This is a genomic window from Aromatoleum sp. (genome assembly GCF_032027225.1).
In the GTDB taxonomy this organism is placed as follows: domain Bacteria; phylum Pseudomonadota; class Gammaproteobacteria; order Burkholderiales; family Rhodocyclaceae; genus Aromatoleum.
Window position 1 is genome coordinate 60,489 of the sequence record NZ_JAVSMM010000005.1, and the last position, 23,458, is coordinate 83,946.

At 65.5% G+C, this 23,458-nt stretch carries 21 protein-coding genes; 10 read left to right on the forward strand and 11 right to left on the reverse strand.

Annotated features, from left to right (window positions below; all coding sequences use genetic code 11):
• Window positions 1-18: 18 nt before the first annotated feature.
• The 4 genes from ROZ37_RS07715 (at window position 19) to ROZ37_RS07730 (ending at window position 4,240) form a co-directional block, all read left to right on the forward strand.
• On the forward strand, window positions 19-1,101 hold the full coding sequence (locus tag ROZ37_RS07715; protein ID WP_312658682.1) for an NADPH:quinone oxidoreductase family protein: 1,083 nt from the start codon (window positions 19-21) through the stop codon (window positions 1,099-1,101).
• Window positions 1,102-1,166: 65 nt separating this feature from the next.
• Window positions 1,167-2,408: a hypothetical protein gene (locus tag ROZ37_RS07720; RefSeq protein ID WP_312658683.1), complete on the forward strand. Its 1,242-nt coding sequence runs from the start codon at window positions 1,167-1,169 to the stop codon at window positions 2,406-2,408.
• Window positions 2,408-3,445 carry an NADP-dependent oxidoreductase gene (locus tag ROZ37_RS07725; RefSeq protein WP_312658684.1) on the forward strand — a complete coding sequence of 346 codons (1,038 nt, stop codon included), beginning with the start codon at window positions 2,408-2,410 and terminating at the stop codon, window positions 3,443-3,445. The genes ROZ37_RS07720 and ROZ37_RS07725 overlap by 1 nt, the downstream gene beginning before the upstream one ends.
• Before the next feature lie 48 nt (window positions 3,446-3,493).
• Window positions 3,494-4,240 (forward strand): antibiotic biosynthesis monooxygenase, encoded by a 747-nt coding sequence (locus ROZ37_RS07730; RefSeq protein ID WP_312658685.1) that lies wholly within the window; start codon window positions 3,494-3,496, stop codon window positions 4,238-4,240.
• Between the two features lie 349 nt (window positions 4,241-4,589).
• Here the strand turns inward: ROZ37_RS07730 and ROZ37_RS07735 are convergent, their stop codons facing one another.
• Window positions 4,590-5,912 (reverse strand): IS1182 family transposase, encoded by a 1,323-nt coding sequence (locus ROZ37_RS07735; protein ID WP_312658687.1) that lies wholly within the window; start codon window positions 5,910-5,912, stop codon window positions 4,590-4,592.
• 277 nt (window positions 5,913-6,189) lie between these two features.
• On the opposite strand from ROZ37_RS07735, the gene ROZ37_RS07740 reads away from it, so the two are divergent.
• Window positions 6,190-6,387: a hypothetical protein gene (locus ROZ37_RS07740; protein ID WP_312658688.1), complete on the forward strand. Its 198-nt coding sequence runs from the start codon at window positions 6,190-6,192 to the stop codon at window positions 6,385-6,387.
• A 359-nt stretch (window positions 6,388-6,746) separates the two neighbouring features.
• Here ROZ37_RS07740 and ROZ37_RS07745 read toward each other — a convergent pair whose 3' ends face one another.
• Entirely contained in the window at window positions 6,747-7,568 is an 822-nt protein-coding gene (locus ROZ37_RS07745) for a nuclear transport factor 2 family protein (RefSeq protein WP_312658690.1), read from the reverse strand.
• A gap of 117 nt (window positions 7,569-7,685) precedes the next feature.
• On the opposite strand from ROZ37_RS07745, the gene ROZ37_RS07750 reads away from it, so the two are divergent.
• Entirely contained in the window at window positions 7,686-8,837 is a 1,152-nt protein-coding gene (locus ROZ37_RS07750) for an acyl-CoA dehydrogenase family protein (protein WP_312658692.1), read from the forward strand.
• A gap of 102 nt (window positions 8,838-8,939) precedes the next feature.
• Here the strand turns inward: ROZ37_RS07750 and ROZ37_RS07755 are convergent, their stop codons facing one another.
• Entirely contained in the window at window positions 8,940-9,722 is a 783-nt protein-coding gene (locus tag ROZ37_RS07755; RefSeq protein WP_312658694.1) for a nuclear transport factor 2 family protein, read from the reverse strand.
• A 194-nt stretch (window positions 9,723-9,916) separates the two neighbouring features.
• Window positions 9,917-11,053 carry a nitronate monooxygenase family protein gene (locus ROZ37_RS07760; RefSeq protein WP_312658696.1) on the reverse strand — a complete coding sequence of 379 codons (1,137 nt, stop codon included), beginning with the start codon at window positions 11,051-11,053 and terminating at the stop codon, window positions 9,917-9,919.
• 521 nt (window positions 11,054-11,574) lie between these two features.
• Here ROZ37_RS07760 and ROZ37_RS07765 point away from each other — a divergent pair.
• Window positions 11,575-12,924, forward strand: a complete 1,350-nt coding sequence (locus tag ROZ37_RS07765; protein WP_312658699.1) for an aromatic ring-hydroxylating dioxygenase subunit alpha — start codon at window positions 11,575-11,577, stop codon at window positions 12,922-12,924.
• A gap of 12 nt (window positions 12,925-12,936) precedes the next feature.
• The gene (locus ROZ37_RS07770) at window positions 12,937-13,437 is read left to right on the forward strand and encodes an aromatic-ring-hydroxylating dioxygenase subunit beta (RefSeq protein ID WP_312658700.1); all 501 of its coding nucleotides are present in this window, start codon (window positions 12,937-12,939) and stop codon (window positions 13,435-13,437) included.
• Window positions 13,438-13,655: 218 nt separating this feature from the next.
• On the opposite strand, the gene ROZ37_RS07775 is transcribed toward ROZ37_RS07770, so the two are convergent.
• The gene (locus ROZ37_RS07775) at window positions 13,656-14,837 is read right to left on the reverse strand and encodes a PLP-dependent aspartate aminotransferase family protein (protein ID WP_312658701.1); all 1,182 of its coding nucleotides are present in this window, start codon (window positions 14,835-14,837) and stop codon (window positions 13,656-13,658) included.
• Window positions 14,838-15,077: 240 nt separating this feature from the next.
• On the opposite strand from ROZ37_RS07775, the gene ROZ37_RS07780 reads away from it, so the two are divergent.
• Window positions 15,078-15,485 (forward strand): MarR family transcriptional regulator, encoded by a 408-nt coding sequence (locus ROZ37_RS07780; RefSeq protein ID WP_312658702.1) that lies wholly within the window; start codon window positions 15,078-15,080, stop codon window positions 15,483-15,485.
• A gap of 27 nt (window positions 15,486-15,512) precedes the next feature.
• Window positions 15,513-16,706, forward strand: coding sequence for an MFS transporter (locus tag ROZ37_RS07785; RefSeq protein ID WP_312658703.1), 1,194 nt, complete (start codon window positions 15,513-15,515; stop codon window positions 16,704-16,706).
• 209 nt (window positions 16,707-16,915) lie between these two features.
• Here ROZ37_RS07785 and ROZ37_RS07790 read toward each other — a convergent pair whose 3' ends face one another.
• The 6 genes from ROZ37_RS07790 to ROZ37_RS07815 form a co-directional block, all read right to left on the reverse strand.
• Window positions 16,916-17,395 carry a VOC family protein gene (locus ROZ37_RS07790; RefSeq protein WP_312658704.1) on the reverse strand — a complete coding sequence of 160 codons (480 nt, stop codon included), beginning with the start codon at window positions 17,393-17,395 and terminating at the stop codon, window positions 16,916-16,918.
• 267 nt (window positions 17,396-17,662) lie between these two features.
• Entirely contained in the window at window positions 17,663-18,472 is an 810-nt protein-coding gene (locus tag ROZ37_RS07795) for an alpha/beta hydrolase (protein ID WP_312658706.1), read from the reverse strand.
• Window positions 18,469-18,657, reverse strand: coding sequence for a hypothetical protein (locus ROZ37_RS07800; RefSeq protein WP_312658707.1), 189 nt, complete (start codon window positions 18,655-18,657; stop codon window positions 18,469-18,471). The genes ROZ37_RS07795 and ROZ37_RS07800 overlap by 4 nt, the downstream gene beginning before the upstream one ends.
• Window positions 18,658-19,323: 666 nt before the next feature.
• The gene (locus ROZ37_RS07805) at window positions 19,324-19,539 is read right to left on the reverse strand and encodes a dodecin (protein ID WP_312658708.1); all 216 of its coding nucleotides are present in this window, start codon (window positions 19,537-19,539) and stop codon (window positions 19,324-19,326) included.
• A 115-nt stretch (window positions 19,540-19,654) separates the two neighbouring features.
• Complete coding sequence (locus tag ROZ37_RS07810) at window positions 19,655-22,450, reverse strand: EAL domain-containing protein (RefSeq protein WP_312658709.1); 2,796 nt, start codon at window positions 22,448-22,450, stop codon at window positions 19,655-19,657.
• A 397-nt stretch (window positions 22,451-22,847) separates the two neighbouring features.
• The gene (locus ROZ37_RS07815) at window positions 22,848-23,276 is read right to left on the reverse strand and encodes a hypothetical protein (protein WP_312658711.1); all 429 of its coding nucleotides are present in this window, start codon (window positions 23,274-23,276) and stop codon (window positions 22,848-22,850) included.
• Between the last annotated feature and the right edge of the window lie 182 nt (window positions 23,277-23,458).

The following is a 23,458-nucleotide window of genomic DNA, read 5'->3' on the forward strand; positions in this document are numbered from 1 at the left end:
ACGAGGAAGGAGACACGAATGAAGGCCGTCGTTTGCCACGGATTCGGGCCGCCCGAAACTCTCACTGTCGAGGATCTGCCGAGACCGCTGCCGGGACCCGGTCAGGTGCTGGTCGGGACGCACGCGATCGGCGTGAACTTCACCGACGTGCTGGCGATCGAGGGGCGGTCGCAGCTCAAGCGCCATTTCCCGATGATTCCGGGCGTCGAGGGTGCGGGAGTGGTGCTGCAGGTGGGCGCCGGCGTGACGCGGCTGCGGCCGGGCCAGCGCGTGCTCGGCACGAAGACGCATGGCACCTATGCGGAAGAAGTGCTGTTCGAAGACGACGAGCTGGCGCCGATTCCGGATGCGATGGACATGCTCGACGCGGGCGCGTTCTATGTCGCCGCGAACACCGTGCGCTATTCGCTGCAGGATCGCGCGCGGCTCGCGGCGGGCGAGATCCTGCTGGTGCTCGGTGCGGGGGGCGGCGCGGGCATCGCGGCGGTGCAGCTCGCCAAGGCGCTCGGTGCGCGCGTCGTCGCGGCCGCGTCCTCCGACGACAAGCTCGCGCTCGCGAAGGAGCACGGCGCGGACGCGCTGGTGCGCTACCCGCGCGGGCCGCTCGACGTGCCGGCACAAAAAGCCTTCGCCGCGGAACTGCTCGCGAACGCGAGGCGCGCGGACGCGACGCCGATGTCCGTCGGCGAGGTCAGCAGCGTGCATCCGGATGCCGGCTACCACGTCGTCTTCGACGGCGTCGGGGGCAGCTACGCCGAACCGGCGTTGCGCGCGCTTGGCTGGGAAGGGCGCTACGTGTCGGTCGGTTTCGCGGCCGGCGTGCCGAACCTGCCGCTCGGTCCGCTGCTGTTCAAGAACGCCGACATCATCGGCATCCAGTTTTCCGGCGACGAGGTGCGGCTGCCCGGGCGCATCCCCGACGCGATGAAGCGCCTGTTCGACTGGTACCTGGCCGGCTGTCTGCGGCCGACGATCAGCGAAGTCCTGCCGCTCGCGCAGGCCCCGGCGGCGCTGCGCTCGATGGCCGAGCGGCGGGCGACGGGACGGATCGTGCTGACCACCTCCGCGTACCGGGCGACACCGTCCGGCGCGACGACTTGAACCGATACCTTCCGCCGCCGGCCACGGTGCCGAACGGACGGCAGGACCTCATGGAGAGACGAGAGATGCCCGAACAAGAGTTCGAAAAAATGCCGCTGACGCCGTACGACGAATATCCGGTGCACTCCACGCCGTACCCGATGAGCTACGTGCCGTCGAGCGACTACTCGTGGGACGACGGCTACTACTTCGCCGTGTACAGCATCGAGCACGGGATCTTCATGCTCAACGGCATGCGGATCGCGCCGAACAGCAACGTGCTCGGGGCGCACAGCTCGATCAACGTGCGCGGCGTCCAGCGCACGCTGCGCCTGAGCCGCGTGTGGCGGGACGACTTCAGCACGGCGGTCGGGCCGCTGCGCTACGAGTTCCTCGAACCCTTGAAGAAGCTGCGGCTCGTGCTCGAGCCGAACGAGTCGGGCATGAGCTACGACATCGTCTGGACCGGCCTCGCGCGGCCGCATCTTTCGGCCCACCATCGCGCGGTCCGGAACGGCCGCTTCACGACCGACCAGAGCCGTTACAACCAGGTCGGCGTCGCGACCGGCTGGATCGAGATCGACGGCAAGCGCTACGACATGAACGAGTCGCCGTGGGGCGCGGTGCGGGATCGCTCGTGGGGCCTGTACGAGAGCCGCCCGCCGTTGTCCGGCGCGGCGCACTGGCTGCCCCCGGCACCGCCGCCGGAGATCCCGCGCGCGCTGCGCTTTTCGTGCTTCCTCGAAAGCGAGGGGTGCTCGTCGTATTTCCACTTCCACGAAGGCCCGAACGGCGAGAACGTCGTGCTCAACGACGCGTTCGGCACGCCTTTCGAAGGCTGGGTCAATTTCGGCTGGGACGGCGAGCAGCTGAAGCTCGTCGCGCATCGCCACGAACTGAAGTTCGCGCCGGGCACGCGCTCGCTCACCGGGGGCGAGCTCGTCCTGACCGACGAGAACGGCGGCGAATGGCGGCATACCTTCGACGTGCCGCTGCCACCGCACGTGCTCGGGCAGGTCGGCTATCACGTCGGCGCGTGGACGGACGGCGGCACGATCCACACCTACCATGGCCCGGCGAACCCGGCGATGGAGTGGGACGAGTTCGATTTCTCGGTGCAGCCGTGCGACCACACCTTCCCGGGCTCGGGAGAGACGCGGAAGGTGTTCGGCGTCGAGCACCTCGCCCGCTTCACGACCACGACCCCCGATGGCCGCGTGCTGAAGGGCCGCGCGCAGATCGAGGTGTTCCTCAACGGCAGCTATCCGCGCTACGGCTTCCAGGATCAGGCGCCGGCCGGGGGCCTCAGCGGGCGGGGTGTCGCGTGATGGCCGCCGCGCTGCGCGACCGGTGCAACCGGCAGGTGCGGCTGAAATCGCGTCCCGCCGGAATCCCGCAGGCGGAGCACTTCGAGATCGTCGACACGCCGGTGGTCGCACCGGGCGAGGGCCAGGTGCTGATCCGCAACGTCTTTCTGTCGGTCGAGCCCGCGATGCGTGGCTGGGTCAGTAGCGAGGCGAACTACTCGGAGCCCGTCCCGCTCGGCGGCGTGATGCGCAGTTTCGCGGTCGGGCGTGTCGTCGAATCGCGTCATCCGGACTTCGCGCCCGGTGACTGGGTCATCGGGCTCTTCGGCTGGCAGGACTACGCGGTCGTCGACGGCGCCGCGGTGCAGCGTCGCATCGCGGATACCACCATCCCGGTGTCGTCCGCGCTCGGCGTGCTCGGGCTGAACGGGCTCACGGCTTATCTCGCGTTGCTCGACATCGGACAGCCGAAGGCCGGCGAAACCGTCGTCGTCTCGACGGCGGCGGGTGCGGTCGGTTCGTGCGTCGGGCAGATCGCGAAGATCAAGGGCTGCCGGACCGTCGGCATCGCCGGCGGCGCGGAGAAGGTCCGGCTGTGCCGCGACGCATTCGGCTACGACGTGGCGATCGATTACCGCGCCGGCGACCTCGACGCGAAGCTCGCCGAAACGTGCCCGAACGGCGTCGACGTGTATTTCGACAATACCGGCGGCGAGATCAGCGACGCGGTGCTGAAGCGCCTCGCGGTCGGCGCGCGCGTCGTCGTCTGCGGCACCGCGTCGATCGCGAACTGGAATCCGGTGCCGCTCGGGCCGCGGGTCGAGCGCACGCTGCTCGTCAAACGCGCGCGGATGCAGGGCTTCGTGATCTTCGACCATGCCGACCGCTACGACGAGGCGCGGACGGCGCTGGCCGAATGGATCAAGCAGGGGCGCCTCCGCTATCGCGAGGACATTCTCGACGGCATCGAGCAGGCGCCGGATGCGATCGCCGGCCTGTACCGCGGCGACAACCTCGGCAAGCGCTTGATCAGGATCGCCGGGGACGACGCGGTCTGAGCGCGCTTCGCGCGGACCGCGAAACATCGACAGAAAAGGGGGAGCGGAATGGCAGGGATCGAGACACACGCGAGATGCCGGATTCAGGAAGGCCGGCTCGAAGCGTTCAAGCGGCATGCAAGTCGAATCGTCGACGCGGCGCGCGAGGCGGGCGACGTGCTGCGGTGCGACTGGTTCATCAGCGAGGAGCGCGGCGAGGCAGTCGCGATGACGGTGTATCGCGACGAAGACGCGCTCCTCGCACACCGGGAGCGGGCGGAGGAGGCCTGGCGGGGAGTGCGGTCGACGTCTTCGGCCGGCGTGTTCGAGGTGTTCGGCGAATTGTCGGGCCGGGCGCGCGCGGTGCTCGCGGACGAGAATCCGCGCATGTTCAGGTTCGTCCGCGGCCTGAAGGACGGTCAGCCGCAGCCGGTGGTCGGCGCGCGCAAGCCGGACGGGATCGAGATCTATACCCGCTTCGACATCCGCGACGGCGAGCTGGAGGCGTTCAAGGCGTGCGGGGCGGAGCTCCTCGCGGTCGTGCGCGACAGCGATCCCGGCACATTGCGCTACGACTGGTTCTGCGACGAGGCGCAGTTGCAGTGCGTTGTGATGGATACGTATGCCGATACGCAGGGCATGTTCGCGCATATGCGCAACGCCCACGACGCCCACGAAAAGGTGCTCGCGCACGCGTCGATGATCACCGAGTTCCTCGGCGAACTACCCGCCGACGCGGCCGCCGCAGTCGCAAAGTACGACCCCTTCGTGGTGAGTCGGCATGCCGGATTCCGGCTGGAGCCGGAAGCGGCCTGATCCGACGGCGGACGACTTCGTGAGCGTTCCAACGTCGAGCGACTTCGCACGCCGGCGGGCGTTCGGGGTCGCATTCGCGACAGGACGGCTCGCGCACGACCGGCCACCATGCCTCGAGGCGAGAAAGGACGCGACGGAAAAGCGCGTCCGTCTGTTGCCCCTTTTTCCCGTCAGCACCGGACATCGGCGCCTAGGAGTCTGCGCGGCAGAACTCCAGAGAGTGGGTTTTAGCAGAAGGATCGGCGAAGCGAGAGGTGCGGGAAGAGACTGCGGCCGTGGTTGAGTTGCTTTGCGACGGTGCTGCGCCCGTGCCGGACGGGAAGGGGGACAGGTTTGCGCCCCTTTCCCGTCATGCCGTCCTCAATGCGCTCATCCTGCGCAGGTTCAGCGCCATACAGACGAGCTTCCACTCCGCTCTGACGCGCTCCAGGCCCCGCAGGCTGAACTGCCGGAATCCCAACACGTTCTTGATCCAGCCGTTGGGCGGTTCGGCGATCCATTTCCGTTTTCGGTAGGCCGTCTTGCCCGCCTCGCTGTCGAGCTTTTCGGCCATCTGCGCGGTGTGCGGATTGCGTTCACGGTCGAAACCGAGTCGGCGCTTGCCTTCCCGGCCCAGCGCTACCACCAGTTCGGTCCCGCAGCCGTCGAGCTCCCGGAACGTCTGCCCCGAGCGGTAGCCGGTGTCGGCCAGCGCCTGGCGCGGGCGCTGCGCGAGGGTGTCGCGCACGAGCTGCAACATCCCCGGCAGTAGCCCGGCGTCGCTGGCGTTGTTGGTCAGTTCGGCCGCCACGATGATGTGGGCGGTCTCGTCGACCGCCGTCTGGGCGTTGTAGCTCGGATCGAACCCGCCGCCGGCGCGCTTCATGATGCGGCTGTCTGGATCCGTGAAGTTCTCCTGTGCCTTGTCCTCGGGCACCCCGAAGTCGCGCTTGTAGCGCCCACCCTTCGGTTTGCCGTCACCGCCGCGCGGACGGCGGTCGTCATCGTCGCTGCGCCCGCGCGCCTGATCGGCCTCGCGCTGGCGCTGCTCGAGCCGCGCCCGGGCTTCGGCAATCGCCGTCAGCCGCGCCTCGCGCCGCGCAATCTCGGCCGGCACATCCAGCTCGGGCTCGTTCCTCTCGGCGTCGTCGGCGGCCTTGGCCCGATTGAGCAGCGCCTCGATCTGCCGTTTCAATTCGGCCTCCGCCTTCACCATGTGGCCGTAACTCATCGCCTTGTGGCGACTGGCGTTCGCCTTGACCTTGGTGCCGTCGATGGCTACCGTCCCGAGCTTCACCAGCCCCATCTCGCGAGCCAGTCGCACCACCTGCACGAACAACTCGCTCAGCTCCTTCAAGTGGACAGCGCGAAAGTCGCTGAGCGTGCGGTGGGCCGGGAAGTTGCCCGCCGCCAGCACCCGCAACGCCACATCCTCGTGCAGCTTGCGCGCGATCTTGCGCGAGCTGAACACGCCCGTGGCGTACGCATACAGCAGCACCTTGACCATCATGGCCGGATGAAACGGCTGGTTGCGCGGTCCGCCCCCGGCATACCGGGCGTGGAACGCGCTCAGGTCCAATCCGTCGACCGCGTCGCTAATGAAGTACGCCAGGTGGCCTTCGGGTAGCCACTCCTGCAGCGCCTGGGGCAGCAGCATCTGCTGCTGAGGGCAATAGGGCAGATAGCTCGTCATCTCAACAGTCTACCGGCCCCGACACGCCAGGGAGGGCTTACCTCACCGACGCTTGGCTTCTGCCGCGCAGACTCCTAGCCTTCTCGCGCCGCCCGCTTGCCGTACGCTTCAATATCGTATTGATAGAAAAAATTATTGAAGAATCCATGAAACCGGGTAGTTCAAAGCGCGAGTGCGCCGACCTAGAATGCGTTCAAGAGTCTGCCGGGTAGTGAGGATGCAGACCGACATACAAATACAAGGTCCGTAGGACCACAGACCAAGCGGAGAGAGACAAATGGTCAAGTTGTTCATCGTGGGCGCAGTCTGCGCCGGGCTCGGCTTGCTCGAATTTATCGACGCGGGCGGAACGAGATCCTCGACGGCGTTCTCGGGCCCGCAGGGATGCCGGGCGGGCGGGGCGCACTGTGAGGGCTTGGTCATTGCCGGAGACGTGTCGGTTCACCGCGTCTTCGCGGCGGCTTCAGGACACTGAGCGCCGAACCTCCCAACGGATCGTTTCCGCCGGGCGGGATCGATCCGGGCAGGCGTCGCCTGTCAACCTTTCTTCCGGCGGTGCGCACCGTCGCGGCGTCGTGCCCGCGTAGGAACGCACCCGTGCGCAGTTTGGCGCACGCGGATTTCAAGGGTCGCCGGGGTTGAGGCTTTCGCGGGACCCCCTGCCGTCATCCAATGACCGCATAAAGGGCTGACCGCCTGCCGCTCTCGCGTGGGCGTCTCCGCGGTCGGCCGCAACCGCGTATCGAGGCGCGGCAATGGTTCCGGCTGGCTCTGCGCTGTGGAAGCCTCGTGCTGCAGAGACGTCGCCGCGTCCGGAAGACGTCCGACGTGTCGTCAGAACAGCGTCCGGTCGTTCGGAAGCGGTTCACCTTTCATCTGCAGCACGTCCCAGTGCTCGATCATCCGGTTGTGTTCGTCGATGCGGAAGATGTCGGTATTCGTCGCCTTTGCGCCCGCATTGCGGTCGATGCCGGCCATGAAGATGCTGTAGTGGATGCAGATCAGATCGCCTTCGGCGCCCATGCGGTGGATGTCGACAGGGTAGGGCCCGCCGGTGAGCTCGATGTATTTGGGGATCTCGGTCTCCACGATCTCGCGAATGCGCGCGTATCCGCCGGGCATGTCCGGGTTGTGCTGGACGTAGGACTCGTCGTAAAAGACGGGCACGAGATCCGCGTTGCCCTTGCCCCACATTTCGAGCAACACGTCGGTCATGATGCGCTTCATCTCGCGTCGTCGTTCGGGGGGCGTCGGCAGCGAAGGATCGCCGCCGCCTTCGAAGCGGTCCACGCCGCGCGCGTCGTCGCGCGGGATGTGTTGACGCGAGTTCCAATGCTCGACGATTCGCCCCGACGCGTCGAAACGGAAGATGTCGGTTCCCGCGACCGCCGACCCTTCCGTGTAGCGCACTTGCGCGAACACGAGGTCGCCATCGGCGACCACGCGGTACAAGCGATGTGGCGTCGGTCCGCGCCCTTGAATGCGTGAGCGCAGCGCGTCGAGCCCCGACTCCAGGACCGGTACATCGGCCAGTGGCGCGCAGTGCGGCATGTAATCGGGGGACACCAGATCGTCGAGCGGGCGCGCATCGCCGACGGCGAGCACATTGCGATAGAGGTTGAGTACGCGTGCCTTGTGTTCGGCCTCGGTCCGCATCTTCCGTCTCCTTTGCAATGGTTTTTAGCTGGGAATAGTCGTACGATACACTACGTTATGTTATCGTGCGATGGTCGTTTCGTTTGTACGAAGCGCACCACCCAGAGAGGAGACAACGTGAGCTACCCTTACGACGCATCGCTCTTCAGCGAGGAGCACGAAGCCTTTCGCAACACCTTCCGGCGCTTTCTGAAAGAGGAGGTCGAGCCGAACGTCGACCGCTGGACCGAAGCGCACCACATTCCGCCGGAGTTCTGGATCAGGGCCGCCAAGGCCGGCGTCCTCGGCATGGACATTCCCGAAGCGTACGGCGGCCCGGGCGGCGACTTCCTGTATCGGCTTGTGGTGGCGCAGGAGATCGGCTACAGCGTCGCCGGCGCGACGATCGGACCGGCGTTCATCGGTGACGGCTGCGGCGAGATTCTGTGCCGTGCCGGCACCGAAGAGCAGAGGCGCAAATGGATGCCGGGAGTCGTCAAGGGCGAAGTCCGCGTGGGCCTCGCGATCACCGAGCCGGATAGTGGCAGCGACGTGGCGGCGACCCGCACCACCGCGGTGCGCGATGGCGACGAGTACGTGATCAACGGCTCGAAGACATTCATCTCGAACTTCCTGGACGCCGCGATCTTCATGGTCGGCTGCAAGACGAACCCGGAACTCGGTGCGAAGGGCGTCTCGGTGATCATCGTCGAAGCGGATCGCCCGGGTTTCCGTCGCGGCCGTGCGCTGAAGAAGATGGGCTGCAACGCGTCGGACACGGGCGAGCTCTTCTTCGACAACGTACGCGTGCCGGTTACGAACCTGATGGGCAACGAAGGCGATGGCATGAAGATCATGCTCGGCGGCGTGAACATGGACCGCATCATGTGGCCGATCATCGGTCACGCGGCGGCGACCCGCGCCTATCACGAGACCGTCGAATTCGTGAAGAACCGTAAGGCCTTTGGCCAGCCGATCATCGATTTCCAGAACACGCGCTTCAAGCTCGCCGAAATCAAGACTGAGCTGACGATCGCGCAGGCCTTCCTCGACAAGATGATCCGCGACTACAAGGCGACCGGCGAGCTCGACGTGCTTCAGTGCGCGATGGCGAAGATGTGGTACACGGAGATGGAAGGCCGCATCATCGACCAGTGCGTGCAACTGCACGGCGGTTCGGGCTACATGGACGAGTACATCGTCTCGAGGCTCTACACGGCCGCGCGCCTGCACCGCATCTTCGCGGGCACCGCTGAGATCATGCGCGTGCTCGTCGGGCGTTCGATCTGAGCGATCCGCCAGGGTCCGTGCCCGTCGCCTTCGGATGAAGTCGACGGGCACGAAATCCGAACATGTTCCGGACGGGGCCGCTTCACGCCCCGTTTTCATTCGTCAGAGCACCTTTTCGAGCAGTTCATCCGAGCCAATGTCCTCCATCACGTCCCAATGCTCGACCGCTTTGCCGTCCGCATTGAGGCGGAACATGTCGAAGGTGTTGATGCGATTGACGAGGGGGTGCTTGGGCGTCGTGTCGTAGAGCCGATGGCACACGAGAAAGTCTCCGTCCGCCAGCGTGCGCTGCGGCTGCATCGTCATCTTGATGCCGTCTCCCTTCATCCTCGCCAACAGGTCGACCAGTCCGCTCAAGCCATCGCCGCCCTTCGGGCTGTGCTGCTTGTATTCGGGCGTGCGGCTCACGAAAAAGCTTTCGAGTTGCTGCTCGTTGAAGCCTTCGAGATCCAGCGTCTCGAAGCGTGTGCGATGCTTTTGCGCGTAATCGACACTGCGATCGACCTGCGCGCCGTCGAAAGTGCCGTTGGTGTTCTTGCGGTTCTTTTCGTCTACGACGTGGCTGCCCCAATGCTCGACGATCCGATCGTCCTGGAGCCGAAAGAGCTCGGCGCGGGCGACGTCGAGATTGCCCCCCAGCTTTTCCTCCACGAGCAGGAAAATGAAGTCGCCTTCGCCGAGGACATGGTGAATGACGATCTGATGCTCCGGATAGTCACGCAGCCGTCCCTTCACGTACTCGGCCAAGCCCGCCTTGTTGAAGCCCGTCGTGTACTGGTGCTCGACGTAGTCGTCGGCGAGATATTGCGCGATCGCGTCGTCGCAGCGGCGCGAGTAGAGGGAGGGATAGTAGGCTTCGACGATCTTTCGGTGAGCTTCATTCATTCTGGAGTTTCTCCTCGATGATCAAGGGGCGGTCCGCCGCGTCGCCGGCGCGGTGGGATTGCTTCGACTCCCCGCGGGGCGATGCGGATCGGGCGATGACGGCGCCCGAAGGGACGGGCGTCGCGTTGTCCAATGGCCGGATGTCCGCGCCCCGGCAACTCGATAGAAAGGTTCCGGAGGCGCGGCCGGCGTCTTCACTCCGCGAAGCGGTGAGTCCGCTCCAGCGCTCGTGCGAAATCCTCCATGAACTCCTGGACGACCGTGCGCGCCGACTTGATGCCGTCGATGAGACCGACACCCTGGCCGACGCCTTCGGTCAGAAGTTCGCGCGCCTTGTCGTTTCCGCCCTGCACGGACTTTTCGATCTGCTGGAACGCGCGGTCGGTCAGCAGGAACTGGTACGGCATCGGGAGCGGGCCCGGGCTTTCCGGCCCCTCCCACGCCGCATTCCATCCGGAGCGCAACTGGCGCGCCATCTTTCCGGTCATCGCCCGCGACCGGATCGTGTCGCGCGAGCGCGCCGCGACCAGTCGTTCCTGAACCGCCGGCGAGACGTCCGATTCGATCGTCGGCAGCCATACCGACCCAGTCCATACGCCGTCTGCCCCCATCGCCATCGCCGCGAGCATCTGGCTACCGGTCACGATTCCGCCCGCCGCAAGGACGGGCACTGGGCGCACCGCCTGGACGGCTCTGACGACTTCCGGCAGCAGCACCATCGTTGAGACCTCGCCGCAATGCGCGGCCGCTTCGGTGCCTTGGGCAACGATCACGTCCACGCCGGCCTCGAGCTGACGCAAGGCATGCTCCTTCGAGCCCACGAGTGCGCCCACCGCAACGCCCTTGGCATGCGACTTGTCGATCAGGAACTGTGGCGGACGCCCGAGCGCGTTGACGAACAAGCGGATCGGATGCCGCAAGCCCTCGTCCACGAGCCGCTCCGCGGTATCGAGGAAGTGGCTTATTTCCCGGTCCTCGTCCGCCCGCACCGGGGTCTTCGTATTGACGCCGTACTGCGTCAGAAGCCTGTCGACGAACTGCTTGTGCTCCTCGGGGATCTGCGCCGCCAGCGTGTTGCTGGTCTGGTGCACGTCACCCTTGTTGTCCATGTTCTCGGGAATCGCGAGGTCGAGCCCGTAGGGCTTGCCGTCGATGTGCGCATCGATCCAGTCGAGCTCGATCTTGAGCTGCTCCGGGGTCACGTTGCCGTTCGACGCTCCGAACACGCCGAAGCCGCCCGCCTTGCTGACCGCGACGACCACGTCCCGGCAATGGCTGAACGCGAACAGGGGAAAGTCAATCCCCAACATTTCACAGATTTGCGTACGCATTTGCTCCTGTTCCTCCTCGTTTCTCCGCGGTGGTTGATGAACTGCGGACCGATGGCTGCGCCGTCGTAACGGTAGGGAAGCGGGTACCGAAGCGATCGGCCCCGACCGGTCCTTCGACCTGCGGCCAGCGGTCCGCTAAGTCGTATGCAATCATAACGTAGGGTAGAAAAATTATGGTTTTTGTGACGCCGGAGTGTCGGCGGCGTCGGACACGCCGCGAACCGCTCCTGGTCCCCGCGACGTCCCCGTGGGTTCCGGGATGCCGATGAGAAAGAACCGGGCTTGCACCGCGATGAGGTGGGAGAACTCGCCGATTTGTTGACATAGGTCAACACGGAGCAGGGCACCACGGGTGAGTATTCATTAACCGTACGAATACATACGGTATGGAACTAATAACGACTAAGCGAATTGGCGGCAGCCCCGAGGCTTCCGCAGTTGCGTGATGGCGAGGGGAGTCGTCACCGCCGCACAGACGGCGCGAAAACAAGAACGTCACACATCCAAAGGAGACGAGACCGATGCAAAGCACAGATCACGCGAAGTTGAGCGACTTCCGATTCGTCGACCGCAGGCCGGAAGCGGGCGTGTTCCGGGTACACCGCAGCGCGTACAAGAGCCCGGAAGTATTCGAGCTGGAGAAGGAGCGGATTTTTTCGAAATGCTGGCTGTATGTCGGGCATGAAAGCGAGGTCGCGAAAAAGAACGACTACGTCGCGCGCCGCGTCGGCGGCCGTGAATTGGTCTTTCTGCGTGACCGCGAAGGCAAGATCCGCGCGCACTACAACAGCTGCACGCACCGCGGACCGATTGTCGTGCGCGAGCCGCGGGGCAACCGCAAGAGCTTCACCTGCGAGTATCACGGCTGGGTGTTCAACAACACCGGCAAGCTGATGTCGTTTTCGGCCGACAGCGGTTACCGCGAAAACCAGAACTGCGACGGACGACTGAACCTGACGCCGGTCGAGCGCCTCGAGGATTACCGCGGTTTCTACTTCGTCAATTTCAATCCGAAGGCGATCAGCCTGTACGACTATCTCGACGGCGCGCGCGACGCCTTCGACCAGTTGTGCGAACAGGCCGAAGACGGGCTCGAAGTGCTTCAGGGCGAACTCGCGTATTCGACCAAGGCCAATTACAAGTACCTGATGGAGAACAGCTACGACGGTTACCACGTCGGTCCGACGCACGCGACCTACGTCGAATACCTGCTCGAGCGCGTCGCCGACAACCCGGCCGCGGTACAGCAGGTGAAGGACACGATGGCCAAGTTCTCGACCAGCGGGCGTACCCGCATGCTCGGCAATGGCCACGCGCTGCTCGAGTCGAACGTGCCGACCGGGCGACCCGTCGCGCAATGGACTCCCGCGTTCGGCGCCGAGCTGAAGCCGTCGATCGATGCGAAGTACGCCTGGCTCCAGAAGCAGTACGGGCCCGAGCGCGCCGACTACATCGCGAACTTCCAGAAGAACCTGATCGTCTTCCCGAACCTCGTCATCAACGACATCCACGCGATCACGATCCGCGTCGTCGAGCCCGTCGCGCACGATTCGATGCGGGTGATCGCGTGGGCGCTCGCGCCGAAGAACGAAGACCCGGCGCTGCGCAAGCTTAGGCTCGACAACTTCATCTCCTTCCTCGGCCCGGCGGGCTTCGGCTCGCCCGACGACATCGAGATGCTCGAACTGTGCCAGCAGGGCATCGAAGGCACGTCGATGCAGTGGTCGGAATATTCGAAGGGCTTCGGCCCGCAGTGCGGCGATAGCCTGAAGGGCGAGGGCGGGCCCGACGACGAAGTGCAGATCCAGGCTTACTGGACCCAGTGGGATCGCGTGGTGAGGGGTCTCGACACCCTCGAAGTCAAGGATTGAGGAGACGGGACGATGAATTCATCCACCATTTCGCAACAGGACGCCGAACGTTTTCTCGTGCAGGAAGCGGAGATTCTCGACGACTGGCGCCTGCATGATTGGCCGAAGTTGTACACGAAAGACGCGGTGTACGAAGTGACGGGGCCGGGCGCGATCGACCCCGTCAACGCCAGGCCCGAGGACGGCCTGAACTTTCTGATCGCCGATCGCTTCGACCGCATCGAAGCGCGCGCGAACCGTCTGATGAAGGAAAAGACGCACTGCGAGTATCCGCATTCGAAGACGCGCCACCTCGTGACGAATTTTCGTGTCCAACCGACGGAGGACGGCGGCACGAACGTGCGCGCGAACTTCACCGTGTGGCGCACGAAGGAGAACAAGACGACCGCGTACATGGGGGAGTACCGCTACTCGCTCGTCCGGCAGGAAGGGGAGATCAAGGTCCGGGCGAAGCGCTGCATCCTCGACCTGAACACGCTCTTCGATCAGGGGCGCCTGACGATCATCCTTTGACCGGCGGGGCGGCGGGGCGGCGGGGCGGCGGTGTAGCGGGGGCGTCCCGGCCCCTGGCGCCGCGGCCATTTTCCGTCGCTCGCCCGTCGATCAGACGCCTGCGCGCGGGTCGGCTCGGGCGCAGGCGCGGGGAAGAAATGCGGCTGCAATGAGGATTTTCCGGCATCGCCGCGACGGCGGGGCCGCACCCATCATTTTCCGCATCGGTTGCGGCGCCGTCAGCTGGCCGCTTCGCTCGCGTCGAGGGCGTCGCGCAGGTCCGCGATCAGGTCCTGCGGATGTTCGATTCCGACGCTGAGGCGGATCAGACCCTCGCCGATTCCGCTCCGTACCCGCGCATCGGGCGCGATGCAGCTGTGCGTCGTGCTGGCCGGGTGGCACGCGAGGCTGTCTACGTCGCCCAGCGACACGGCCTGCGTGAAGAGCTTCAGCTTGTCCAGCACGGCCGCGGCGGCGTCGCGGGTCCCCCGCGCGAGTTCGAACGACACGATGCCTCCGTAGCTGCCTTCCATCTGCCGCCGCGCGAGCGCGTGTTGCGGATGGCTCGGGAGGCCCGGGTAGTGCGTTGCGGCGACCGCGGAGTGCGACGACAAAAAGGCCGCGACTTCGGCGGCTCCTTCGCAATGCGCCGCCATGCGCAAGGGCAAGGTCTTCACGCCGCGCAGGATCAGGAAGGCCTCCTGCGGGGCGAGGTTTCCGCCCACGTGACCCATGCCGGTCGCGCGTACCGGCGCGATCAGCCGCTGCGGGCCGGCAAGCACGCCGCCGGTGCTGTCGCCGTGGCCGCCGAGATATTTCGTCATCGAATGCATCACGAGATCGATGCCGTGTTCGAGCGGACGCGTCAGGCACGGCGAGCAGAAGGTGTTGTCGGCAACCGTCACGATGCCGCGCGCCCGCGCGATGGCGGCGACGGCCGCGAGGTCGTACAGGTGCAGCGTCGGGTTGGTCAGCGTCTCGATCCAGATCAGGCGCGTTGCGGGCGAGAGGCTCGCTTCCAGCCCGCGTTCCGCCGCGTCGACGATCCGTATGCCGAAGCGCCCGCCGAAAGCGTTGAAAAGGCTTTCCGTTCCACCGTAGAGCGGGCCGAGGAACACGATTTCGTCGCCCGGGGAGAGCAGCGACAGCACTGTCGAGGACGCCGCCGCGGTGCCGCTGCTGAACGCGACGGCCGCCTCGGCGCCTTCGAGGTCCGCGATCTTGTCTTCGAGCGCCTTGACCGTCGGGTTGGCAAAACGGCTGTAGCGGAAACCTTCGACCTCGCCGGCAAAGATCGCGGCGCCGTTGGCGAGTGTGCCGTAGGCAAAGGCGGAGGTCTGGTTGATCGGCGTCGAGATCGCGCCGTTTTCCGGGTCCGGCGTCTGGCCGGCATGGACTGCGCGGGTGCGTAAGTGATTCATGGCTGGATTCTCGCGACGGGAGAGGAGGCTTGCGATTGTCGCACCGCTTGTTCCGCACCGCGCTGCAGATCGGCATTTAACCGTGCGAGCCCGTACGGCGGACGCAGTCGGGAAGCCCACGCCGCCGGGGCGTCGACGGCGCCGGGAAAGCTTGCGACCGGACGAGGCGATTGACGGCCGCTGGATCGGGATCTAGAGTTGCGTAAGTTAACGGTTAATCAAGGTAATCAAAAACGCGCCATGCAAGGCTTCTTCAGATCCTACCTGTCGGTCTATCGGCCCCTGATCCACTCGTTGAACCGGCTGCTCCAACCCTACGAGCTGTCCTACTCGTTGTGGCAAGTCATGGTCTATCTGCACGAACACGCCCCTGTCTCGCTCGTCGGAATCTCGCAGCACTACGGCATCGAGAAGCCCGGCGTCACGCGGCGCGTGCAACGTCTCGAGGAGCTGGGTTACCTGAGCTGCGCTCCGGGAAACGACCGGCGCGAGAAGTCGGTTGCGCTGACCGAAGAAGGCTTGCGCATCTATTCCGAATGCCGCGGGAAGATCACCGCGCTCGAACGACAGGCGACGGCCGGCATCGACGCCACTGCACTGAAACAGACGGTCGCGGTCTTCGGGCAACTGCTCGGCAATCTCAAATAACAATCACAAACACACACTCTCCCCAACATGCAATCGTCACCTCTCTGGACCCGCGACTTCCTGATCGTCTCGGGCGTGAATTCCCTTCTTGCCCTCGTGTTCTACATGCTGATCGTGGTGGTCGGCGCCTATGCCGTCGAGGCCTACGGTTCGTCGTTGAGCGAGGCGGGGCTCGTCGCCGGCATCTTCGTCGTCGGCACCCTGCTGGGGCGGCTCGTCATCGGCCAGCTGGTCGACGTCATCGGCCGGAAACGGACCCTGATCCTCGGGGCCGCAGCCTTTGCGCTGACCACCTGCCTGTATTTCCTCAGCGATTCCGTCGGGACGTTGATCGTCGTGCGCTTCCTGCACGGGCTCGCGCTCGGCGTGGGGAGCACGGCTGCCGGCACCGCAGTCGCACATATCATTCCGCCCGACCGCAAGGCGGAAGGCGTCGGCCACTTCAGCCTCAGCACCACCGTGTCCTCAGCGATCGGCCCTTTCCTGGGCCTGTGGCTGCTGCAGCATGCGGGCTTCGACTGGATTTTCGCGTCCTGCATCGCGATTGCCGTGATCGGTCTGGTGGCGGCCACCTGGCTGAAGGTTCCCGAGCTCGACGCCGCGCACCGGAAAAACCGCGGCTTCGAATTTTCCTTCGGCCGGCTGCTCGAGTCGCGGGCGGTTCCGGTGGCCTTGGTGACCTTCCTCGCCGGGCTTTGCTACGCGAGCGTGCTGGCCTTCATCAACGCATATGCCGCGGAGCTCGGCCTCGTCACGGCGGCGAGCTTCTTCTTCATCGTGTATTCGGCGCTGGTGCTGTGCACGCGCCCGCTAACCGGCCGGCTGATCGACCGGAAGGGATCGGCCATCGTGGTCTATCCGTGCTGCGTGCTCCTCGCGCTCGGAATGATCCTGCTCGCGAACGCGCACACCGCGGTAACGCTGCTGACGGCCGCGGCATTGATCGGCTTGGGATTCGGCAACCTGCAGTCGGCGCTGTACGCGGTTTCCGTGAAGGTCGTCGCTCCCCAACGCATGGGCATGGCGACATCGACGTTTTTCATCTTCCTCGATGCCAGCCTGGGCTTCGGGCCTTATCTCCTCGGGCTGATGATCTCGGAGATGGGTTACCGCAATCTGTACTGGGGCATGGCCGCGCTGGCCGTCCTGTGCGCGGGAGCGTTCTACCTGCTCCACGGCCGGCACGTGGTGCGATTGCGCGCGCCGGCGGTCGGCCACTGAAGCGGTTTTCAGGGAGCGGGCGGCGAACCGGCGTGCCCGTCCGGTCGACAACTGCAACGCGAGGAGGAGGCGGCATGCCCGATCCGACATGCCATCGCGGATGGTTTGTGCCTTGTCCCGCGGCAGTCTCGTCTGGTGCTTGGTGCGCTTCGCGGGTGCTCGACGGCGAGAAGGCACGCGGCGATTCGATATTGCGCCTGCGTCGCGCGTCAGCCGCGCCGGGCCCCTTCGATCGCCGCGATGTCGATCTTTTTCATCTGCATCATCGCCTCGAACGCCCGTTTCGCCGCCGCGGGGTCCCGATCGGCGATCGCGGCGGTGAGGGCGCGGGGTGTGATCTGCCACGACAGGCCCCACTTGTCCTTGCACCAGCCGCATTCGCTTTCCTGCCCCCCGTTGGAGACGATCGCGTTCCACAGACGATCGGTTTCGGCCTGGTCGTCCGTCGCGACCTGGAACGAAAAAGCCTCGCTGTGTTTGAACGTCGGGCCACCGTTCAGGCCGAGACAAGGGATACCGATCACGGTGAACTCCACCGTCAGGACGTCACCCTGCTTGCCCGACGGGTAGTCTCCAGGGGCCCGATAGATCGCGCCCACGGCGCTATGCGGAAATGTCTTCGCATAGAACTGCGCGGCGTCCAGCGCGGTTCCGTCGTACCAGAGGCAGATCGTATTCTTGCTGATCACGTTCGTTCTCCCGCTTCGTAAGTCCATGCACCCGAGGTAGTGCCCCGATTCGCCAACGACCGGCGCTGTGCGAGCCGACCCGGTTGCACCGGCGCGTCGCCCGCATGCCGGCGAACGAACGGGCCGCGGCACTTGCGTTCGATCGGCGCCGCGGGATGGCGTTCGTCCCGACGCCGGTTTTCGCGCTCTCCGGTCACCCGTGTCGGTGGTTGGGGTCGGTGCGGCACTCGCCCGACCGACGCGGCGACGTGTCGGCCGACCGTCTGCTCAATCGAGCGAGCCGGCAAACCGTGACATCAGTTCAAGAACGACCGCGGGCCGCTCGCGGTGCGGCACGTGCCGGGTGTCGGGCAGGATTTCGACTTGCGAACGACCCTTGGACAGCGTCGCGATGATCTCCGCGTGACAGGTCGACCCGTACTCGTCCTCGTCGCCGTGGATCGCCAGTACGGGGCAGGTCACGCGCGGCAGCACGGTATCCAGCGACCACGACGCGAACCCCGGGTCGAGCCAGTTTTCCGTCCAGGCGTCGAGCACCCACGCGGCCTTGCCACCGTGATATTTCGCGAGGCGTGCGATCTGAGCCTCGTCGCGGAACTGCTCCCTGGCCTCGGCGATGCTGCGCAGCGTCAGTTCCTCCGGAAAAACTTGCGCAGATTCGGTAATCGGCGCCTTGCAGTCCGCGGCGAATTCGGCCGCGCAATGAATGGCCATCGCGCCGCCGACGCTGTGCCCGAAGGCGATGAACGGGCCGATGCCCAGCTGCTCGCGCACCGCCGGAAAATAGGTTTCCGCTTCGTCCGCGATGAAATCCAGCGGGGGGCGCGCGCTGCGGGGATCCGACTTCCCGAAACCGAGTCGGTCGTACGCAACGACTCGACGTCCCGTCGCGGCGCTGAGGTCGGCCGGAAAATCCCGCCAGAGCTCGACGCATCCGAGGGAATCGTGGAACAGCACGATCGGGGCGACCCCGGAACGCATGTTCGACGGGGCCCACGAGCGCGCGTGGATGCGTCCCTGCGGATGCTCCACCCAGGACTCTCGCGTGCGGATGGTGGGGGTATTGAGATCGGTCATTTTTGATTGTCTCCTGTGTTGGGTTCTTCGCCGGTCGATGGGGGAGCCTGCGCGTGCGGAGCCGGCCCGGCTGTCACGCTGCAGTCCTTCGACCTGTCGTTTAGCTGATTCTTGTTGACGTTGACGTTGACGTTGACGTTGACGTTGACGTTGACGTTGACGTTGACGTTGACGTTGACGTTCACGTCAACATGCAGAACCCCGGCGCCACCAGAAAGTGTCGCCGCATTCCCGCTCCGGTCCTGGCTATAGCCGAGCGAGGATGTTCGCCTGCAGCCGACTTTTCCTCTTGGCAGTGTTGGCGCACTTCCACTGCTCCACGCCGCCTTGCACCGAACCCGAGCGAGTGCCGGACCGGTGGTTTCGGGCGCAAACCCGGCGGGGTGCCGGCTCTCTTCGCGGTCCGCCGTCCGTTCTGCCAGCTGCCGGGCGCCACGCTGATCGCAGGTCCAGGCAATGGCGAAGTTCGATTCGAACCACCGCCCTCGATCCCGCCATGAAGGCCGAGGACTGGCAGTCAAGCTCGCCGAAATCTCGAATCGGCCGAATCGGCGGCTTGGCTGCGAGTTCGTTATCAATTCATTTAGCGCGCCGAGCGATACGTGGAGGCACCGAAATGAGCGTCCGCAATCTTCTGCTGTTGATCACTTGCTGGCAAAGGCGCGCGATCACCGGTGAAGGCTACGGCTGGCGGTCTCGCCGGGGCGCTGATCGGAGCGGTGCCGGGGTGGATTACTACGCGCGCGACGGCGACAACCACGTCCGAGATGTGGTTGAAACTGCAGTGCGGCGTGAGACGGGGAGCGTCGTGCGACCGCGTGCCGCCGGCTGGCCGCACGCGGAAGGAAGAGTCAGTCTTCGACGCGGAAGCCGACTTTCACCTTGACCTGGTAGTGCGCGACCTTGCCGTCGCGCAGGTGTCCGCGGATCTCCGTCGCTTCGAACCAGTCGAGATGCCGGATCGACCGGGCTGCGTCTTCGACCGCGTTGCGGATGGCGTCGTCGATGCCGTTGGGGGACGAGCCGACGAGTTCGACGAGCTTGTAGACGTGATTCTGGTCCGACATCGTTTTCTCCTTCTGGGTTAGGCCGGTTGGATTCCCCAGTATAGGAGGGCGTTTCGGGCTTGCCCGGGCGTCGGTCTCGCGAGTGGTGCGCGTAAGGGGGCGGCTCGCAGCCCGTCTACGCCTCCGATTCGCTTTTCGCGTGCGCCGTCGTGGCCGTGCGTTCGGACGCGGCACCGGCGCGCGTACGCAGGAAGGCCTCGAGTGCGTCGGCGCGGAGTGGCTTGCTGAAATGGTGGCCCTGGGCGAAATCGCAACCGATGCGCCGCAGGAAGTCGGCCTGCGCCTGCGTCTCGACGCCTTCGGCGATGACCGAAAGACCCAGACTCTTCGCGATTGCGACGACCGCGCGCGTCAGCGAACGATCATTCCGGTCGTCGGGAAGGCCGCTGACGAAGGAGCGGTCGATCTTGAGACGATGCACCGGGAAGCGCTTGAGGTAGGCGAGCGACGAGTAGCCGGTGCCGAAGTCGTCGATGCTGACATTGACGCCGGCGGCGACGAGCTCGGTAAGGACGAGAACACCGCGCTCGGGATGCTCCATCACCATGCCTTCGGTGACCTCGAATTCGAGGGCTTGCGGCGGCAGCCCGGTTTCGGACAGCACGGCCAGCAGGCGCGCCGCGAGGTCGCTGCGGCGGAACTGGCGCGGCGACAGGTTCACCGCGATCCGGCCGGAGAAGAGACCGGCTTCCTTCCACGCTCTCGTGCGTTGCGCGGCTTCGCGCAACACCCATTCCCCGATCGGCTCGATGAGGCCGGATTCTTCGGCCAGCGAGATGAACCGCGACGGCAGGATCGTGCCCTGTTCGGGGTGCTCCCAGCGGATCAAGGCTTCGATCCCCTCGATCTTGCCGCTCGCGAGGCTGACCGCCGGCTGGAATACGAGCTTCAGTTCATCGCGTTCGAGCGCGGCGCGCAGGCTGTTCGCCATGAACAGCCGCTCGCTCGCCTGGAGGTTGATCTCGGGTGCGAAGAAGCGATAAGCGTTGCGCCCCTCCTGTTTCGCGCGATACATCGCCATGTCGGCCTGCCGCAACAGCGTTTCGGCGTCGTCGCTGTCGGACGGGTAGCACGCGATGCCGATGCTCGCGGAGATGAACTGGGCCTGGCCGTGGAGGATGTATGGTCGTTCGAGCGCGTCGAGGATGTTGCGGGCGATGATCCCGGCTTCGTCCGGGCTGTGCAGATCGTCGAGCAGCACGGTGAATTCGTCGCCGCCGAGCCGGGCGATCGTATCGCTCGCGCGCACACAGCCAGCGAGCCGCTCCGCGACCCGCTGCAACAGCTCGTCGCCGGCCTGATGGCCGAGCGTGTCGTTGATCGGCTTGAAACGGTCGAGGTCGATGAAGAGCAGCGCCAGCACGTTGCCGTGCCGTTCGGCGCGCGTCAGCATGTCCGACAGGCGCTCGCGGAACAGCAAACGGTTCGGCAACTCGGTGAGCGCGTCGTAATGCGCGAGATGCTGCAATCTCGACTCGTACTGCTTCGCGGCCGAGATGTCCGAGAAGACCGACACGAAAATCGGTTCATCCTTCCCGGAGGGTGCCCGACTGACGCTGCTCCACGCCGGATACACTTCGCCGTTCTTGCGGCGGCCCCAGACTTCGCCCTGCCAGACGCCGGTGTCCATGATGGTCTTGCGCCGTTCTTCGCGATGGGCCGACTCGGCCTCGATCAGCAGCATCGACAGGGGTTGGCCGACCATGTCCTCGGCGCTGTATCCGGTGATCATCGAAAAAGCGCGGTTGACGGTGAGGATGCGCCCGTTGCGGGTGATGACGACGCCTTCGGCCGCGCTTTCGAGCGCCTTCGCCGCAAGTGCGAGCTTTTCCTCGGCGTGGTCGCGTTCGGCCGCGCGCTGCAACAGCAGCTGCTGGGCCCTGTCGAGCGCGCGCGCGACTTCATCGGGCTCCTCGATCGAGGACTCGTGGACGACGACCGGCTCACCTCGTCCGAGCGCGAGCGCCGGCGCGACGAGAGCCTGGACCGGGTCTGCAATCCGACGGCTGAGCGCGACCGCGAGCGCGAGGCTGCCGAGCAGCAACAGAAGGAGGCCCGCGGCGTAGTAACCGGCGGAGGTCCGCAGGCCGGCGGTCAGCCGCGTCTGGGGGATGCCGATCGCGACCGTCCAGCCGTAGCGCTCCGAGCGCGCATAGAAGCCGCTGACCGGAATGCCCTCGGTCGTCGTCCCTTCGATCCATCCCTCGGGGGCCCTCTGCATCGCCTCCCTCAACTCGGGCACCGCATCGCGCCCGGCGAATCGCTCGCCGTGAGGACTGCGGGCGATGAATTTCGCGTTGCGGTCGAAGATCCCCACGACCCAGTCCGGGGGGAGCTCCTGTTGACTTAGGTGTCTGCTGATGAGCGCCGGATCGACGCCGAGCGAGAGGGCGTAGCGCGGCACGCCGTCACGTACCACGGGCACCTCGATCGAGACGATGCGCTGTCCTTTGACCGGGCCGACGTACAGGTCCGAAAGGGCGGGCTCGCCCGATTGCAGGACTCGCTTCAGCAACTCCCGATCGCCGTGCTGCGGCAACGGCGTGCCCGACGGCCGGAGCAGGTTGACGAGTTGCTGCCCCGACGCGTCGCTCAGCACGATCGTAAATCCGGAGGTGTGTCGGAGCACCTGCGATGCCTGCCGATGAAAGGCGGCAAGGTTGCCGCGATCGATTTCCGCCGACAGGGCCAGCGCCTGCAGCACCGCCTGATCGGCGTCCGCCTTTTGTTCGATCGTTCGCAGCAGCCTGCGCGAAGCCACTTCGACCTCGAGCAGCGCTTCGGTCCGCTCGCGCTGGTACGACGCATAGGTGACCACGGCGACGAGCAGCCACGCCGGCAGGACGCAGGCGAGGACGAGCAGCATTACGGTGGAACGGATCGTGCGCCGGCGCAGGATCGGAAGACGCAAGCTCGCTTTTCTCCAAACGGCGACGCACCTGAAAGCGGGGCTTCGCTTGAGGGCAGGGCGTAGATAGGGAAGGAGCGGTGGTCCTGGCGGTCGCTGTACGAAACGACGCCGCGCGCTCGGGGAAAAACGCCTGGAACCCTTCCTGTTCTTTGGGGCAAAGTATGCCAGAACTCGGCGCTGGACCGGCTCCCCCGTTGGATTCAGGTTGTTACACAAACGCCACGCGCGGGAAGAGGGCGCGGGGCTCGAACAAGGGGACGTGGCAATGCGATGACGCTGCGCAAAACGGACACGGAAGGTCGCGCGAATGTCTCGTCGGACGACTGCTTAAACGATCTGCTCGGCAATGCGGTGAACTCCGGTCATTCGGCGGGTCGTCGCAGTCCTGCGTGCGTTCTTACCAACGGCGGAAAAAGATCGGGCAGTCGTCTGCGGCGCAGAGCATCCGAGCGAGCGTCTGCGGGCGTTCCTCCTCCCACGAACTCTCGGTCGGATAGCTGAGGATGGGGATGCGCCAGAGGTCGGCGGGTTCGAGCAGCGGCATATTGATCGCGACGTAGGTGTCGAGCTCCTCGTGCGTGCCCTCATGGACCAGTCGGTGGATCTCGTCGAGGACGTGCTGGTTCGGCGCCGCGGTCGACGCGTCGAGCGGCGGCAACGTGCTCCGGTTCTCGATGCAGAGGATGTAGTGCGCCTGATAGTACGAGTCCAGCACCGAAATCCAGCAGTCGAAGCCCTTCGTCGACGCCGTCGGTTCCTCCGCCCGCGCGACCGGGACCGCGAGGAGCAGCGCGAGAACGACTCGGACGAATAGCGCGGATTTCATGATCTTTCCTTGATGCGGCGACATGAGCGCGATGAGCGGTCGGAGGGCGATGGCGGTGTCGATCGGCCGCGGGTTACGCATACTAGCTAACAAAAGTGGATATCGCGATGTCCTCGAAGGGTGATGGGAGTTCGGTGTGCATCACTTGACGGGCCCGCGTTGCATCGCGGAAACAGAGCGTG

What these genes read in the sequence shown, in the direction of transcription:
- ROZ37_RS07755 (WP_312658694.1), bottom strand. Translation starts at nt 9,722, where the DNA reads ATGAATGAAGCTCACCGAAAGATCGTCGAAGCCTACTATCCCTCCCTC.
- ROZ37_RS07775 (WP_312658701.1), bottom strand. Translation starts at nt 14,837, where the DNA reads ATGAATCACTTACGCACCCGCGCAGTCCATGCCGGCCAGACGCCGGAC.
- ROZ37_RS07720 (WP_312658683.1), top strand. Translation starts at nt 1,167, where the DNA reads ATGCCCGAACAAGAGTTCGAAAAAATGCCGCTGACGCCGTACGACGAA.
- ROZ37_RS07770 (WP_312658700.1), top strand. Translation starts at nt 12,937, where the DNA reads ATGAATTCATCCACCATTTCGCAACAGGACGCCGAACGTTTTCTCGTG.
- ROZ37_RS07715 (WP_312658682.1), top strand. Translation starts at nt 19, where the DNA reads ATGAAGGCCGTCGTTTGCCACGGATTCGGGCCGCCCGAAACTCTCACT.
- ROZ37_RS07815 (WP_312658711.1), bottom strand. Translation starts at nt 23,276, where the DNA reads ATGAAATCCGCGCTATTCGTCCGAGTCGTTCTCGCGCTGCTCCTCGCG.
- ROZ37_RS07740 (WP_312658688.1), top strand. Translation starts at nt 6,190, where the DNA reads ATGGTCAAGTTGTTCATCGTGGGCGCAGTCTGCGCCGGGCTCGGCTTG.
- ROZ37_RS07780 (WP_312658702.1), top strand. Translation starts at nt 15,078, where the DNA reads ATGCAAGGCTTCTTCAGATCCTACCTGTCGGTCTATCGGCCCCTGATC.
- ROZ37_RS07785 (WP_312658703.1), top strand. Translation starts at nt 15,513, where the DNA reads ATGCAATCGTCACCTCTCTGGACCCGCGACTTCCTGATCGTCTCGGGC.
- ROZ37_RS07725 (WP_312658684.1), top strand. Translation starts at nt 2,408, where the DNA reads ATGGCCGCCGCGCTGCGCGACCGGTGCAACCGGCAGGTGCGGCTGAAA.
- ROZ37_RS07805 (WP_312658708.1), bottom strand. Translation starts at nt 19,539, where the DNA reads ATGTCGGACCAGAATCACGTCTACAAGCTCGTCGAACTCGTCGGCTCG.
- ROZ37_RS07745 (WP_312658690.1), bottom strand. Translation starts at nt 7,568, where the DNA reads ATGCGGACCGAGGCCGAACACAAGGCACGCGTACTCAACCTCTATCGC.
- ROZ37_RS07735 (WP_312658687.1), bottom strand. Translation starts at nt 5,912, where the DNA reads ATGACGAGCTATCTGCCCTATTGCCCTCAGCAGCAGATGCTGCTGCCC.
- ROZ37_RS07760 (WP_312658696.1), bottom strand. Translation starts at nt 11,053, where the DNA reads ATGCGTACGCAAATCTGTGAAATGTTGGGGATTGACTTTCCCCTGTTC.
- ROZ37_RS07730 (WP_312658685.1), top strand. Translation starts at nt 3,494, where the DNA reads ATGGCAGGGATCGAGACACACGCGAGATGCCGGATTCAGGAAGGCCGG.
- ROZ37_RS07765 (WP_312658699.1), top strand. Translation starts at nt 11,575, where the DNA reads ATGCAAAGCACAGATCACGCGAAGTTGAGCGACTTCCGATTCGTCGAC.
- ROZ37_RS07795 (WP_312658706.1), bottom strand. Translation starts at nt 18,472, where the DNA reads ATGACCGATCTCAATACCCCCACCATCCGCACGCGAGAGTCCTGGGTG.